At 68.6% G+C, this 13,156-nt stretch carries 13 protein-coding genes and 1 pseudogene; 10 read left to right on the top strand and 4 right to left on the bottom strand.

Annotation, left to right across the window (positions count from 1 at the left end):
- Positions 1-442: 442 nt before the first annotated feature.
- Positions 443-1,978 (bottom strand): MDR family MFS transporter, encoded by a 1,536-nt coding sequence (locus AS97_RS44945; RefSeq protein WP_210566949.1) that lies wholly within the window; start codon positions 1,976-1,978, stop codon positions 443-445.
- Between the two features lie 202 nt (positions 1,979-2,180).
- Between AS97_RS44945 and AS97_RS44940 the strand changes: the two genes are divergently transcribed.
- The 5 genes from AS97_RS44940 to AS97_RS44915 all read left to right on the top strand — a co-directional run bounded on the left by AS97_RS44940 (position 2,181) and on the right by AS97_RS44915 (position 7,340).
- Positions 2,181-2,669 (top strand): TetR/AcrR family transcriptional regulator, encoded by a 489-nt coding sequence (locus AS97_RS44940; protein WP_059147322.1) that lies wholly within the window; start codon positions 2,181-2,183, stop codon positions 2,667-2,669.
- 332 nt (positions 2,670-3,001) lie between these two features.
- Positions 3,002-4,099, top strand: coding sequence for an integrase core domain-containing protein (locus AS97_RS44930; RefSeq protein ID WP_210566948.1), 1,098 nt, complete (start codon positions 3,002-3,004; stop codon positions 4,097-4,099).
- Positions 4,100-4,237: 138 nt separating this feature from the next.
- Positions 4,238-5,146, top strand: coding sequence for a helix-turn-helix domain-containing protein (locus AS97_RS44925; RefSeq protein WP_247204708.1), 909 nt, complete (start codon positions 4,238-4,240; stop codon positions 5,144-5,146).
- A gap of 142 nt (positions 5,147-5,288) precedes the next feature.
- Positions 5,289-5,672, top strand: coding sequence for an aminotransferase class III-fold pyridoxal phosphate-dependent enzyme (locus AS97_RS44920; protein ID WP_210566946.1), 384 nt, complete (start codon positions 5,289-5,291; stop codon positions 5,670-5,672).
- 483 nt (positions 5,673-6,155) lie between these two features.
- Positions 6,156-7,340: an IS701 family transposase gene (locus AS97_RS44915; protein ID WP_210566945.1), complete on the top strand. Its 1,185-nt coding sequence runs from the start codon at positions 6,156-6,158 to the stop codon at positions 7,338-7,340.
- 258 nt (positions 7,341-7,598) lie between these two features.
- Here the strand turns inward: AS97_RS44915 and AS97_RS48235 are convergent, their stop codons facing one another.
- The gene (locus AS97_RS48235) at positions 7,599-7,736 is read right to left on the bottom strand and encodes a hypothetical protein (RefSeq protein WP_247204707.1); all 138 of its coding nucleotides are present in this window, start codon (positions 7,734-7,736) and stop codon (positions 7,599-7,601) included.
- A gap of 572 nt (positions 7,737-8,308) precedes the next feature.
- Complete coding sequence (locus tag AS97_RS44905; RefSeq protein ID WP_086706727.1) at positions 8,309-8,917, bottom strand: TetR/AcrR family transcriptional regulator; 609 nt, start codon at positions 8,915-8,917, stop codon at positions 8,309-8,311.
- A 106-nt stretch (positions 8,918-9,023) separates the two neighbouring features.
- Between AS97_RS44905 and AS97_RS44900 the strand changes: the two genes are divergently transcribed.
- The 3 genes from AS97_RS44900 to AS97_RS44890 all read left to right on the top strand — a co-directional run bounded on the left by AS97_RS44900 (position 9,024) and on the right by AS97_RS44890 (position 11,803).
- Entirely contained in the window at positions 9,024-10,031 is a 1,008-nt protein-coding gene (locus AS97_RS44900; protein WP_059147324.1) for a zinc-binding dehydrogenase, read from the top strand.
- A gap of 20 nt (positions 10,032-10,051) precedes the next feature.
- On the top strand, positions 10,052-10,654 hold the full coding sequence (locus AS97_RS44895) for an NAD(P)-binding domain-containing protein (protein ID WP_059147325.1): 603 nt from the start codon (positions 10,052-10,054) through the stop codon (positions 10,652-10,654).
- Between the two features lie 63 nt (positions 10,655-10,717).
- Positions 10,718-11,803, top strand: a complete 1,086-nt coding sequence (locus tag AS97_RS44890) for an alkene reductase (RefSeq protein WP_059147326.1) — start codon at positions 10,718-10,720, stop codon at positions 11,801-11,803.
- A gap of 281 nt (positions 11,804-12,084) precedes the next feature.
- Here the strand turns inward: AS97_RS44890 and AS97_RS48225 are convergent.
- Positions 12,085-12,336: pseudogene (locus AS97_RS48225) on the bottom strand (transposase); the annotation flags it as partial.
- A gap of 79 nt (positions 12,337-12,415) precedes the next feature.
- On the opposite strand from AS97_RS48225, the gene AS97_RS48800 reads away from it, so the two are divergent.
- Both AS97_RS48800 and AS97_RS44885 read left to right on the top strand, forming a co-directional pair.
- Complete coding sequence (locus AS97_RS48800; RefSeq protein WP_260613790.1) at positions 12,416-12,544, top strand: hypothetical protein; 129 nt, start codon at positions 12,416-12,418, stop codon at positions 12,542-12,544.
- Positions 12,545-12,697: 153 nt separating this feature from the next.
- Positions 12,698-13,135 carry a GFA family protein gene (locus AS97_RS44885; RefSeq protein WP_210566944.1) on the top strand — a complete coding sequence of 146 codons (438 nt, stop codon included), beginning with the start codon at positions 12,698-12,700 and terminating at the stop codon, positions 13,133-13,135.
- The last annotated feature ends 21 nt before the right edge of the window (positions 13,136-13,156 follow it).

The following is a 13,156-nucleotide window of genomic DNA, read 5'->3' as shown; positions in this document are numbered from 1 at the left end:
TCAGGCCCAGGCCGTCGTACACGCTCCGCCCGCCACCGCGTTCACGCTGCTCACCGAGGTGACGCGGTGGCCGGAATGGGTTCCGTGCGTCACCGAGGTCCGGGCCGGGCCGCTCGCCCGGACCTTCGAAGTGTGGTTCCACGGGCACCGGTTCGAGATCTTCGTGGGAGAACACGTCCCGCATCACCGGCTCGGCTGGTCGGGCATCGGGACCGGTGTGCAGCTGTACCAGGCCTGGCTGTTCACCGCGGTCGCGGCGTTGTCCCCTCTGTGGACGCGGCGCTTGGACGCTCTGTGGCTGGCCCAGCTCAAGAGGCTCTCGGAGAGCGCCTCGGCGGACGGCGGCGCGTGGGCACCATGCGAGCCCCGCTGGCGTCCGGAAACGCCGCCGACCGGCACCCGGCGAGGGCGTCGGCCGGTCGAGGGCGCGTTGTCGGGCGGGTCAGGCGGCCGGAACGGCGTCCTGCGCGGTTACGGGCTCGGAGGTGTCGGTCGTCTTGCCGGTCTTCCGCGCGGACTTGAGGAAGAGTGCGAGGAGGGTGCCGACGGCGAGGGTCGGGGCGATCCAGAGGTAGCCCATGGCCGTGGCATGGGCGAAGGCGTCCAGCGCGGTGTCGCGCAGGGCGCCGGGCAGCCGGCCGATGGTGTCGGGGCGGGTGGCGTCGAAGCCGCCGGCGGTCGGCAGGCCGCGCGTGCGGTCGGCGAAGCCGGTGTTGAGGAGAGTGCCGAAGACGGCGACACCGAAGGCCGCGCCGATGGAGCGGGCGAAGGTGACCACGGCGCTGGCGGCGCCGAGATCGGCGGCGGGCACGCTGTTCTGGACAGTGGTCAGCACAACCATGGGCACCATGCCGATGCCGACACCGGTGATCAGGAAGTAGACGCTCAGCACGAGCGTATTGGTGGCGGCGCCGATGGTGCCCAGCAGGAGCAGCCCGGCGAGGTTGGCGAGCAGACCCACCAGGAGGATCTCCCGCAGCCGGTCGACGTGTGAGGCCCAGCGCCCGGCCAGGGACTGGCTGACGACCAGACCGGCGACCAGGGGCAGCATGTGGATGCCGGAGAGCGTGGCCGAGACCCCGTGGACGATCTGCAGGTAGGTCGGCAGGTAGACCAGTACGGCGAACATCGCGGCGTTAGCGAAGAATCCGATCAGCGAGGAGAAGACCACGGTCCGGGAGGCGAGCATGGCCGGCGGCAGGACCGGGGCGGCGGCGCGGCGCTCGACCGGCACCAGCAGCACGGCCAGCGCGACGGTGGCGACGATCAGGCCGACGATGGCCAGCGAGCCCCAGCCCCAGCGCTCGCCGAAGGACGTGATCAGGACCAGGCCGGTCGCGATGGCGGCCAGGATGGTGGCGCCGGAATAGTCGATACGTGCCTTGGCCCCCCGGGTGGCCGCGGGCAGCGCCCGGGCGGCGATGGTCAGGGCGATGATGCCGACAGGCAGGTTGATCAGGAACGCCCACCGCCAGGACAGCTGGTCGGTGAAGACGCCGCCCAGCAGGGGGCCGACGATGCTGGCGACGCCGTAGACCGAACCGAACATGCCCTGGTAGCGGCCGCGTTCGCCCGGGGCGACGATGTCACCGACGAGGGCGAAGGTCAGCACGATCATGCCGCCGCCGCCCACGCCCTGCAGTACGCGGGCGCCGATCAGCTCGGGCAGGTTCTGCGCCAGGCCGCAGGCCACCGAGGCGATCAGGAAGATCGAGGTCGCGGCCAGATACAGCCGCTTGCGGCCGAACATGTCGCCGAGCTTGCCCCACAGCGGGGTGACCGCCGTCGACGCGAGGAGGTACGCGGCGCTGACCCACGCGATGTTGTCGAACCCGTTCAGGTCCTCGGCTATCCGGGGCAACGCGGTCGAGACGATCGTCTGGTCGAGGGCCGCGAGGAGGACAGCGAGGATCAGCGCGCTCATCGCGGCGGCGACACCACCCGCCTTGGGTGAGGGGGAGGTGGATGCCTTCGACATCGGTACTTGCCCTTCTGGAAGTGGTGCACAGTGATATGACACTAAAGAATTAATCTGTCACTTCACTGTAGCACTTACTAGGCATGCTTCTACTCCCGAGAGGCGCTAGATGTCTCAGGCTTCACATTCCGCCACTAGACTCGGCGCGGTGAGAGCCGACGCAGCACGCAACCTGGAAGCCGTCCTGACCACCGGAGCACGCATGCTCGCCGCCGACCCCGGCGCCAGCATCGCCAGCATCGCCGCCGAGGCAGGAGTGGACCGGCGCACCGTCTACCGCCGCTTCGCCTCCCGCGAAGACCTCCTCGCGGCCATCTACGAGTCCCGGCTGACGGCCATCGAGCAGGCCATCGAGGACGCACGGCTACGCGAGGCACCCGTCGCCGTCGCCCTGCACCGCTACGTCGAGAACATCATCGCCGTCAACCGCACCTGGCCCGTCGACCTCGCCCGCATGCTCGCCGACGACAGCGTCTCCGCGCGCCGCGACATGTCCGTCCGCGAGGTCGACGCCTTCCTTCAACGCGCCACCGACGAAGGGCTCCTGCGCCCCGGTCTCCCGGAGGGCTGGGCGAGCGCGCTGCTCCCCCAGCTCATGCACCTCGTCTCCCGGCAGCTGCCCGAGTTGAGCCCCGGGCAGGCGGCGGATGTCGTCGTCGACACCCTGCTGAACGGCCTCGGAGCGTCCTGACACACCGACGGCCCTCGGGAACACATGTGTCCACGTGTTCCCGAGGGCCGTTCGTGGCGCTAAGCGCCGTCAACCGTGGCGGGCTCCCTCGATGAAGCGGCCGGCCAGGTCGACGCGCTGGGCGAGGGTGGCGGGTGTCTGCCCGAAGTCCACGAACAGCTCGTGCACTCCTGCCTCGGCGGCGGCCCGCGCGTAGTCGACGTTGCGCTTGCCGAAAATATCATCCGCCCTGGTGGGAGGTGGTGTGCGCGGTGTACGGGAGGTCGACCGGCGGAGTCGCCCGAGCGGGTGCTCTCGCGAGGCTGGCGCTCGCGGCGGCAAGATGATCGACTGTGCTGCTGCGACTGGCTTACTGGGGCGTGACGCATGCGTTCGCCATGCTGCGCCTGCTACCGATGGGCGATCGGGACAAGGCTGTCGAGATACTCGCCTTGCGCCATCAGATCGTGGTGCTGGAGCGCCAACTCGGCAAGGATCGGGTGCGGTTCACGCCGAGCGACCGGGCATTTCTGGCGGCGCTGCTGCACCGGCTTCCCGTGGACGTGCTCCGCGGGGTGCGGCTGCTGGTGCGTCCGGATACGGTGCTGCGCTGGCATCGCGACCTTCTCGCCCGCCGCCATGCTGCCGCCTCGCGGCCCAGGCGCTCGGGACGGCCTTGGACCGTGCACTCGGTGCGGGCCCTGGTGCTGCGCCTGGCGCGGGAGAATCCTGGCTGGGGGTATCGGCGCCTGCACGGTGAACTGCTCGTCCTGGGCGTTAAGGTGGCCGCTTCCACCGTCTGGGAGATCTTGCAGGAGGCCGGCGTCGATCCGGCACCCGAGCGGTCCTCCAGCACGTGGGCGGACTTTCTGCGCTCCCAGGCCGATGCCCTGCTGGCCTGTGACTTCTTCGAAACGGTCACCCTGCCCGGGGCTCGGATGTACGTGCTGGCCGTCATCGAGCATGCCAGCCGACGGATCCGGGTGCTGGGTGCCACCGCGCACCCGACCTCAGCGTGGGTGGCACAGGCCGCGAAGAACCTCGCCATGGACCTTGAGGACGTAGGATGCCGAGCGCGTTACATGATCAGCGACCGGGACGGGAAGTTCCCCGCCCTGTTCGATGCCGTCCTGGCGGATGCGGGGATCGAGGTCGTGCTCAGCGGCGTTCGGATGCCGAGAATGAACTCGATCATGGAACGGTGGGTGCAGACCTGCCGACGGGAACTCCTGGACCGCACCCTGATCTGGAACCACCGGCACCTGCTCCACGCCCTACGAGAGTTCGAGCAGTTCTACAACGCACACCGACCACACCAGGGCATCGCCAACGCCCGCCCACTGCACCCATTACCTGCGCCGATCGACGACCCGGACACATTAACCCGCCTCGACATACGACGACGTGATCGCCTCGGCGGCCTCCTCCACGAATACCAGCATGCCGCATGACCTGCACGGATGAAGTTATCGGCAAGCACACGGTCGAGTGCGGCGAAAGACGTCGAGATCTTGATGCTCCGGCACCAGCTCGGTGTCGCCCAACGCATCCAGCCACGACCTCAACTTTCCTGGAGCGATCGGGCTGTCATGGCAGCGCTGCTCCGGATGGTGAACAAGCAGCAGCGTGCACGGCTGGCGTTGCTGGTCACTCCACGGTCGGTCCTGCGCTGGCACCCACGCCTCGTGGCCCGGAAGTGGACCTATCCACACCGCCGTCCGGGCCGACCACCGACGCCGGAAGCACTGCGGCAGCTGGTCCTGCGCCTCGCGCGGGAGAACCCGAGGTGGGGATATCAACGGATCCACGGCGAACTGCTCGGCCTGGGACGCAAACTCGGCGCCTCGACCGTCTGGGAGATCTTGCAGAAGGCTGGGATCGACCCCGCACCCCAGCGCACCAACCAGTCCTGGCCCGCCTTCCTCAAAGCCCAGGCCTCCGCCATCATGGCCACCGACCTCTTCCACATCGACACGGTCTTCCTGCGCCGCTGGTTCGTGCTGTTCTTCATCGACCACGGCACCCGACACGTGCACATCGCCGGCATCACCCGGCACCCGACCGGCCCCTGGATCACCCAGCAAGCACGGAACTACCTCGTGGACCTCGGTGACCGCGCAGAGTCGATCAGCCTCCTCATCCGGGACCGTGGCACCTACTTCACCGACAGCTTCGACGCCGTCTTCCGGGCGATCGGCGTGCACGTCATTCCGACACCGCCCCGGGTGCCCCGAATGAACGCCATCGCGGAACGCTGGATCGCATCATGCCGACGCGAGGCAACCGACCGCGTCCTGATCACCGGAGAGCGCCACCTGTGCCTTGTCGTCAGCGAGCACGCGGAGCACTACAACAGACACCGACCGCATCGATTCCTCGGACAACAGGCACCAGACCGACTCACCGACCCCGAGCCGCCCATCGCCAAGGACCACACTCGCATCAGTCGACACGATCGACTCGGCGGCCTCATCCACGAACACTCGCAGGTCGCATAGGGTGACACAGATTCCGGCGCCCACAGGCGCATTGCGAACGCGGAATGGTCTGACGCGTCAAACGCAACGCAACGCGTCAGGCCGGGGAGTCCTCCTCAATGGGCGGCATGAAGGCGCGCAGCCATCACTCCGTCTGGGCGACATGGGCCTCGGCCGCTCCGGCGGCGGCGCGCGGATCGCGGTCGGCGATCGCGGTGGCCAGCACGGCCGCTTTCTATTTGACGGACAGCGAGGACTCGCTACCCGCTACTCGCTGATTGGAGAGGTCCGAGGCACCGGGCTCATACTCGGGTTCGAACTCATCGCACCGAAGACCAAGGTACCGGCGGTCGCAGCGACGAACGCCGTTCTCGCGCAGTGCCGTGAGCGCGGGTTACTCATCGGGAAGGGCGGGTTGTTGGGCAACGTCCTTCGCGTGACACCGCCGATGACGGTCACACTCGATGAGGCCAGGCAAGCGCTGGGCATGCTCGACGACGTCCTAGCTCGTATCACACCGCAAGCAGAGCCGCAGGCTGACTCTTGACGGAGCGGCTGCGCGTCGCTTCGTGCCAGGACCTGCCAATGACCCCGGGTGCAAAGTAGCCGTAAGCCCCGCTTTGCCGCCCCGTTCCCATACGGTCGGCCACAAGGTCATGCCGACCGAGCCAACTGCCAGGGGCGGCTCGGCCTGCCCCGGCCGTTCCCCACCCCGGGGCCAGCGGCGGACAGCACGACACAAACCCGTGCGGCATGCTCCGCATCGACGCACTCGGTATCGATCCGCAGGAGGTGTCATCATCCTCCAGACACTGCCCGCTGTGGGCATCGCGCTGTACACCCGCTGACTGGCATCGTTGGGGACTGATCGTCGGCTGGGTCCCCGACCTCTCGTGGGGCCTCTATCTGCCCTACCTCATCCCCAATCCGTCAAGTGGCAGACAGCACTTCGGTGTGTCCGCCTCGCCTTGGACTAGTACTGCAACGGTGCTTGCCGTGACTGCTGACCAGGTCGGTCGTTACTCTAGTTATGGGTGGGGACCTTGCTGATGTCAGGTTGTGGGCGAGTGAACTGAACGCTGTGCACGAGCGGTTCGTGCACCGTTTCAACAGGTTGGAGCCGCGAGAGTCGGCACTGGCCTATATGCGGGGACTGATCGCTCCGCTGCCGCGCAAGAACGGCTGGACCTTGGCGGAGGAAGCCGGTCACGCAGGTCCTGACCGCATCCAGAGGATGCTGAACCGGATTGACTGGGACGCCGAGGAGGTCCTCGATGACGTGCGCCGGTACGTGGTCGACAACCTGGGTGACCAGGACGCCGTCCTGATCGTGGACGACACCGGCTTCTTGAAGAAGGGGGTGCGGTCGGCGGGGGTGCAACGGCAGTACTCCGGCGCCGCCGGGCGGACGGAGAACTGCCAGATCGGCGTCTTCCTCGCCTACGCGGCAGCTGGCGGCCGGACACTGATCGACCGCCGTTTGTACCTGCCCACCTCCTGGACGGACGACCGTGCCCGGTGCCGCCGGGCCGGCATCGGCGACGAGGTGGCCTTCGAGACGAAGGTGGCGATGGCCAAGGCGATGGTCCGCCGCGCGATCGCGGAGAAGATCCCGTTCCGGTGGGTGACCGCGGACGCCGCCTACGGCTTCTCCAAAGGCTGGCGGTCGGAACTGGAGCGGGCCGATGTCTCCCACGTCATGGCCACCACCCGCCACGACACCGTCGTGACCCGCTGGGCCATCGACCACCCCGTCCACGACCTGTTTCCCGGCCTGGCGAGGCAGAAGTGGAAACGCCGTTCCTGTGGCGACGGCGCCCACGGACGGCGCATCTACGACTGGGCACGGGTCGAGGTCAGGCCCTGGCACCGGCCCGACCGCCGGCACTGGGTTCTCGCCCGCCGCAGTGTCAGCCGACCGGACGAGATCTCCTACTACATTGCCTACTGCCCAGCCGAGACCACCCTGGACGAGCTGATCCGCATCGCCGACAGCCGGTGGGCGATCGAGGAGTGCTTCCAGAGTGCGAAGCAGGAATGCGGCCTGGACGACTACCAGGTCCGCCGCTACCCGGGCTGGCACCGCCACATGACGTTGGCCATGGCCGCCCACGCGTGCCTGACCGTTCTGCGGGCCCGCGAGCTGGACGCGGAGAAAGCAGAAACGGATCCTCCCAGCTCATCAACCTCGGCCTCGCCGAGATCCGACGCCTGATCACCCGCCTTACCGATCGCCGTCCCACACCTGCCGCCCACATCCTGCACTGGTCCACCTGGCGCCGCAGACGCCAGCACCAGGCCCGCACCAGTCACTACAAACGACGCGGACACAGCCCCTGAACTGGCCAGCAGTCAGCTCAAACACCGTTGCAGTACTAGGGTCCGTCTTCAAACGGATCTTGCCCAGAGCAGGAATGACGCGAGCAGGCCTTCCGGGCCGTCAAGCTCCATACGGCGCGGTGCGGGGAAGCGGTCAAATGGCAACAGGGTGCACCCACAAGTGCCGATCGGCGAGCGCCGCGAAGTCGGCGTTCATGAGGCTCTTGGCCGCGTCGACGCGATAGAGCAACGACGACCCACGACGACTGGCTTCGCCCCACAGGCGGTCCATGGGCGCTGATCTCGTCGTCGACCCGGATGAACGGGGCCATTGGCCCACTCGATGAGGTGGTGGGTCTTCCAGTGCACGCCACGCGGGCCCTCATCGGCACGGTCGGTCGACCGGTGGGCCACTCCACCATGGGCAGCCTCGGCAGTCCGATGCGCGGGGAGACGAGCCTCCTCCATCCAGGTCGTAGGCCAGACGAGATGACAGCCCAGGGCTGTGAGGCGCGATCCGGCCTCAGGGCCGACTCGCGCCAGGTGTGGGTTTCCCTGATCGCCGGACGCCGAGGCGTCGGCGGCAGTGGTCTGTGGCTGACCGGACGTCGCGCTGCTCCAGGACCCCTCCCACGAGGCCGTGACCCATGCCCGCGCGATGCTCACGGGCAAGCGGATCCTTGATGACCCATTCGGCATCTCCTTGGGTCTCGACCTGCTGGCGGCTGCGTACGCCGCGCGGGGGCGGAGCGAGCGGGCGGCGAGCATCTCCGGCGCAGGGCGCGCCCTCTGGGGCACGGTGGGCCATCCGCAGCGCCGTACCCCCGAACTCACCCTGGTAGAGAGAAATCAAGCTGAGTCGCATCAGTCGAGGGCCTGGCTGCGGCCGGTCTGCAGGATCTCGTCGGAGAGTTCGGGTTCAACGTGGCGTACGGCCCGGGCGAGCATCAGCGCGCCGACCATTTCGCTGAGCAGGCGGATGGCCCTGTGGCGGGCCTCGCCCGGGTCGAGTTCGTCACCCTTCTCCTCGGCTTCGCGCAGGAACTCGGCGGCGAAGCCGAGGAGATAACCCTCGACCCCTTCGGCGTACGCGCTCTGCACGGCTTCGCTGTGCCGTCCGGCGTCGGTGACCAGGGAAGCGGAAGGGCAGCCGCCGTCCGGGGCGTCACGGTGCGCCGTGGACAGGTATCCGGCCACGACCCGCTTCAGCGGAGGGCCGCCCTGGTCCGGACCGTCCTCGATCGTCCGGGCCAGGCTCCCGAGTGAGGCGGCGAAGGAGGCGCCGTACACCTCCACGACCAGGTCGTTCTTGGAGGCGAAGTGGTTGTAGAAGCCGCCGTGGGTGAGTCCGGCTTCCTTCATCAGCTCGGCGATGCCAACCGCGTCGATCCCCTGCGAGCGAAACATGCGGCCCGCCGCTTCGAGGATGTTCTGCCGATTGCGGGCCTTGTCCTCCTTGGTGATCCGCGGCATTGCCGTCCTCTCGCGTCGCTCTCGATTTGACCTTTTTGATGATACCTCTCATCATAGTCAGATTCCAATGATGCCCATCATTAATAATTCACGGAGCGGGAGCGTCATGCGTGCCATCACCCACGACCAGCGCGGAGAAGCCAGACAGGTACTACGCCTGAGCGAGCAGCCGCCCCCTGCTGCGCCCGCAGCAGGGCAGGCGCAGGTACGGGTGCTGTCCCGGCCGATCCACCCCGGCGACCTGGCGGTAGTGCAGGGCTTTCCGGGTGAGTCGCAACAGCGGTTCGCCACGCCACGGATTCCCGGCTTGGAGGGAATGGGCGTCATCGAGACCGTCGGCGAGGGCGTGCAGGATCTGCGGCCCGGTCAGCGGGTCGCGTTCTTCCCGGTGCCGGGCGCGTGGAGCGAACTCCTCACGGCACCGACCGATCTGGTGGTGCCGGTACCCGAGGGCGTCAGCGACGAGACCGCGGCCCTGATGCTGGTCAACCCGCTCACCCTGCTCACCTTGCTGCGGGCGGTCGAGGACGCCCAGCACGGCCAGGCAGGTCCGGTGGTGCAGACAGCCGCCGGTTCGTCGGTGGGAAAACTGGTCAGCGCCGCAGCGCTCAAGCACGGCATCCCGCTGGTCAACCTGGTACGCGGCGCCACGGGGGCGCAGACCTTGCGGCAGCGTTTCCCCGGACTGCCGACCATCTCGACGGCCGACGCGGACTGGCGCGCTCAGGTCCGGGACGCGACCGGCGGCCGGGGGGCTCAGGTCGTACTGGACGCGGTGGGCGGATCCCTGACCGGTGAGCTGGCTGGGCTGCTCGACGACGGCGGCACGCTGATCACCTACGGACAGCTCGGTTCCGGCAGCACGCCGCTCGAGTCGCTCGCACTGACACCGCGGGCCCTGACCGTGCGGGGCGTGTCCATCTGCCAGTGGATGGCCCGCACACCTGAGGAACGGGCCGAGGACGTCGCCTTCGCCGCCCGGCTGGCCGCGACCGCCCCGGAACTCTTCGAGGTCGCCGCCGGCTACGACCTCGCCGACTTCGCGAAGGCCATCGACCATGTCCGCCGCCCCGGCAAGAGCGGAACCGTCCTGCTCACCAGCCCCGCATCCTGAACCCCACGAAGGGCACTGCCATGAAGATCGGAACCATCGGCTCTGGAACCATCGCCCAGGCCATCGCCCATCACGCCGTGGCCCACGGCCACCAGGTCGTACTGAGCAACAGCCGCGGCCCCGCCTCCCTGGCCGGGCTCGTCGACGAACTCGGACCGCTCGCCCACGCCGGCAGCCCGGAGGAAGCCGCCGCGGCGGAACTCGTACTCCTCGCGGTCGGCTGGCCCCAGATCCCGGACGCGACAGCCGGCCTGCCGCACTTCGACGGACGCATCGTCATCGACGCCACCAATCAGTTCGCCTCCCCGCCCCCGCACCCGAAGATCGCTGACCTGGGCGAGCTGACTGGCAGCGAATATGTCGCCTCACTGCTGCCCGGAGCCCGCGTCGTCAAGGCGTTCAACACCCTCTACAGCCAGTACATCGCCGCCGACCCGCGCCACCAGGCCGGACGCCAGGTGCTGTTCCTCGCGGGTGACGATGTGGACGCCAAGACGACCGTCAAGGACCTCACCGCCGCCTTCGGCTTCGCCCCCGTCGACCTCGGCTCCTTGCGCGAGGGCGGACGCCTCATGCAACTCGGCGGCCCGCTCTCCGCCCTCCACGCCCTCAAACAGGACTGAGCCGGGCCCTCGCCCATTCCTCGCTCTCCTCCCCATCCGCCCCTCGGCATCAGGAAGTTACTCATGACCACCCAGCCCCTGCTGCAGCCCGTCCGCCTCGGCGCGCTGGAGCTCCCCAACAGCGTCGTCATGGCCCCCATGACCCGCGCCCGCGCTCACAACGGCGAGCTGGCCCCCACCGACCTGCACGCGACCTACTACGCACAGCGCGCCACCGCCGGGCTGATCGTCACCGAGGGAACCTGGGTCAGCCCCGACGCGATCGGCTTCATCAACGTCCCCGGCATCTACACCGACACGCAGACCGCCGGCTGGGCGAAGGTCACCGAAGCCGTCCACGAGGCGGGCGGACGGATCATCTCCCAGCTCGGCCACGTTGGAGCGGCCTCCCACCCCGACCACCTCGGCGGCCGCCTGCCCGCGGGACCCTCGGCCATCAACCCCGGCGAGAAGTCCTTCACTCCCTCCGGCCCGAAGGACACCCTCACCCCGCGCGCCTACACCGCCGCTGAGATCGCCGACACCATCGTCGACTACCGTCATGCGGCCGAGAACGCCCGCCGCGCCGGTTTCGACGGCGTGGAACTCCATGCCCAGGTATCCCACTTGATCCCGCAGTTCCTCAACCCCCGTCTCAACCAGCGCACCGACGCCTACGGAGGCAGCAGCGAGAAGCGGGCCCGGTTCCTCCTCGACATCCTCGACGCCGTCAGTGACGTGTGGGGCAGCGACCGCATCGGCGTGAAAATGTCCCCGGGCTGGACCAGCGGAACCGCGTTCACCGCGGACGAGGAGACACTCGCCGACTACGACCAGCTGCTCAGGAAGCTCAACGACAGCAACCTGGCCTACCTGCACCTCCTGGGCACCCCCGGCACCATCGAGGAGCGCATCGCCCTCTTCTCCCGCTACCGCGCCCACTACCAGGGCAACATCGTCGCCAACCTCGGCTTCACTCAGGCCCTCGGCAACGAGATCCTCGACCACGGGATAGTCGACGCGGTCTCCTTCGGTGCCCCCTTCATCGCCAACCCCGACCTGGTCGAGCGCTTCGCGCAGGGCCACCCACTGGCCGACGGCGACCGGGACACCCACTACGCCGGTCACACCGAGGGCTACACCGACTACCCCGCCTTCACCGCCGGCTGAGCAAGGAACGAGTGAAGTGCCCGCAGCGTGCAAGACGCGTGCAGAGCCCTCGCGCGTCCCGGAGCATCGGCGTTCGCACACCTCCATCAGTACGACTTCGTTGTAGAGCGCGGACGCGGCGACAGTCGACTCCAGCAGGCCCTTGGAGTGCACCGCGTCCCAGACACCGTCCGGACGCAGACCGCGAAGGGACACAAGGAGGTAATCCTGCGGCAGCGGCATCCTGGAGCGGCCCAATAGTGGCGGAAACACGCGGCGGCCAGGCCGTGCGCGGGACAGCTGCGGACGGTCTTGCCGACGTCGTAGCGGGGTGCCCGGTGTTTGTTCTTGGCGCCGGGTGGCCGTCCGGGGCCGGTGCCTCGGGGGTGGGGAACGCGGGTCGGGCAGGGGAGGTGGGCGCGGATGTTCCTGAAACCCCGGCGGACCCGGTCCGGGGTGAGTCGGTCGGAGGCGGTGGGTTTCTCCCAGGGCCGGCGGAGGTCCGCGGCGAGGGGCCGGGCGAGCCGGAGCTGGGTATCGGCGACGACTCCGACGCCGCCTGGCGCCACGTCGACGAGATCACCGACCCGAGGCTCCGGGACCGCCGCTCATCGTGGGCTCTTCGACCCCACGATGAGCGGCGGCCAGCTGAGACTCGCCGCCCGAACCGCCACCCCACGCGTCATCGACGACCGCGGCACCCTCAATACCGACACCTGGCGCGAGACTGGCCGGGCCTTCCGCGCCCTCGGACGTCCCTGATCCGGACGGACCTTTGTCGCCCGGCCCGTGCGCCTCCGCCATCGGCGCACGCGGCCGGGGACACGCCAGAGCAGCCAACAGCTTCCTGCCGATCATGGAAGCAATGGCACACTGATGGGCTCAACTTGCCTATCGTTCCCGGGAGATCACCTGATGAACGCCACCCCCGCCGGCGCACAGGGAGCCGAAACAGCAGGGGAACGTACCGGCGGCTGCCTGTGCGGCCGCATGCGCTTCGCCACCCGAGGGTCGGCCGTCTTCCCCCACACCTGTGTCTGCCGCCACTGTCAAAAGCTCGGCGGCACACCAGTGATGTGGTGGGTGGGATTCGAGACAGTCACCTGGACCGGTGAGGGCGGCGAGCCAACCTGGTACGAGACCTTCGAAGGCGAGGCGAAGCGCGGCTTCTGCCCGACCTGCGGCAGCCGTCTCGCGGCGATCGACAGCAACATCCCAGAGATCGGCATCAACGTCACCGCCCTTGACGACACCAGCGGCCCAGACCTCGTGCCGATCCACGCGTCCTTCCGTGACAACGCCGTGCACTGGCTGCCCCTGGTGCCGGAGACCGAGCACAGCACGGCCGGTTGACCGCCCGCCCACTGGGCGGCG

The sequence above is a fragment of the Streptomyces sp. AgN23 genome (assembly GCF_001598115.1).
GTDB classification, from domain to species: Bacteria; Actinomycetota; Actinomycetes; order Streptomycetales; family Streptomycetaceae; genus Streptomyces; species Streptomyces antimycoticus.
Note: the sequence above shows the minus strand (reverse complement) of the source record. Positions and strands in the feature narration are given on the sequence as shown.

What these genes read in the sequence shown, in the direction of transcription:
- AS97_RS44945 (WP_210566949.1), bottom strand. Translation starts at nt 1,978, where the DNA reads ATGTCGAAGGCATCCACCTCCCCCTCACCCAAGGCGGGTGGTGTCGCC.
- AS97_RS44940 (WP_059147322.1), top strand. Translation starts at nt 2,181, where the DNA reads ATGCTCGCCGCCGACCCCGGCGCCAGCATCGCCAGCATCGCCGCCGAG.
- AS97_RS44925 (WP_247204708.1), top strand. Translation starts at nt 4,238, where the DNA reads ATGGCAGCGCTGCTCCGGATGGTGAACAAGCAGCAGCGTGCACGGCTG.
- AS97_RS44920 (WP_210566946.1), top strand. Translation starts at nt 5,289, where the DNA reads ATGGGCCTCGGCCGCTCCGGCGGCGGCGCGCGGATCGCGGTCGGCGAT.
- AS97_RS44915 (WP_210566945.1), top strand. Translation starts at nt 6,156, where the DNA reads ATGGGTGGGGACCTTGCTGATGTCAGGTTGTGGGCGAGTGAACTGAAC.
- AS97_RS48235 (WP_247204707.1), bottom strand. Translation starts at nt 7,736, where the DNA reads ATGGACCGCCTGTGGGGCGAAGCCAGTCGTCGTGGGTCGTCGTTGCTC.
- AS97_RS44905 (WP_086706727.1), bottom strand. Translation starts at nt 8,917, where the DNA reads ATGCCGCGGATCACCAAGGAGGACAAGGCCCGCAATCGGCAGAACATC.
- AS97_RS44900 (WP_059147324.1), top strand. Translation starts at nt 9,024, where the DNA reads ATGCGTGCCATCACCCACGACCAGCGCGGAGAAGCCAGACAGGTACTA.
- AS97_RS44895 (WP_059147325.1), top strand. Translation starts at nt 10,052, where the DNA reads ATGAAGATCGGAACCATCGGCTCTGGAACCATCGCCCAGGCCATCGCC.
- AS97_RS44890 (WP_059147326.1), top strand. Translation starts at nt 10,718, where the DNA reads ATGACCACCCAGCCCCTGCTGCAGCCCGTCCGCCTCGGCGCGCTGGAG.
- AS97_RS48800 (WP_260613790.1), top strand. Translation starts at nt 12,416, where the DNA reads ATGAGCGGCGGCCAGCTGAGACTCGCCGCCCGAACCGCCACCCCACGC.
- AS97_RS44885 (WP_210566944.1), top strand. Translation starts at nt 12,698, where the DNA reads ATGAACGCCACCCCCGCCGGCGCACAGGGAGCCGAAACAGCAGGGGAA.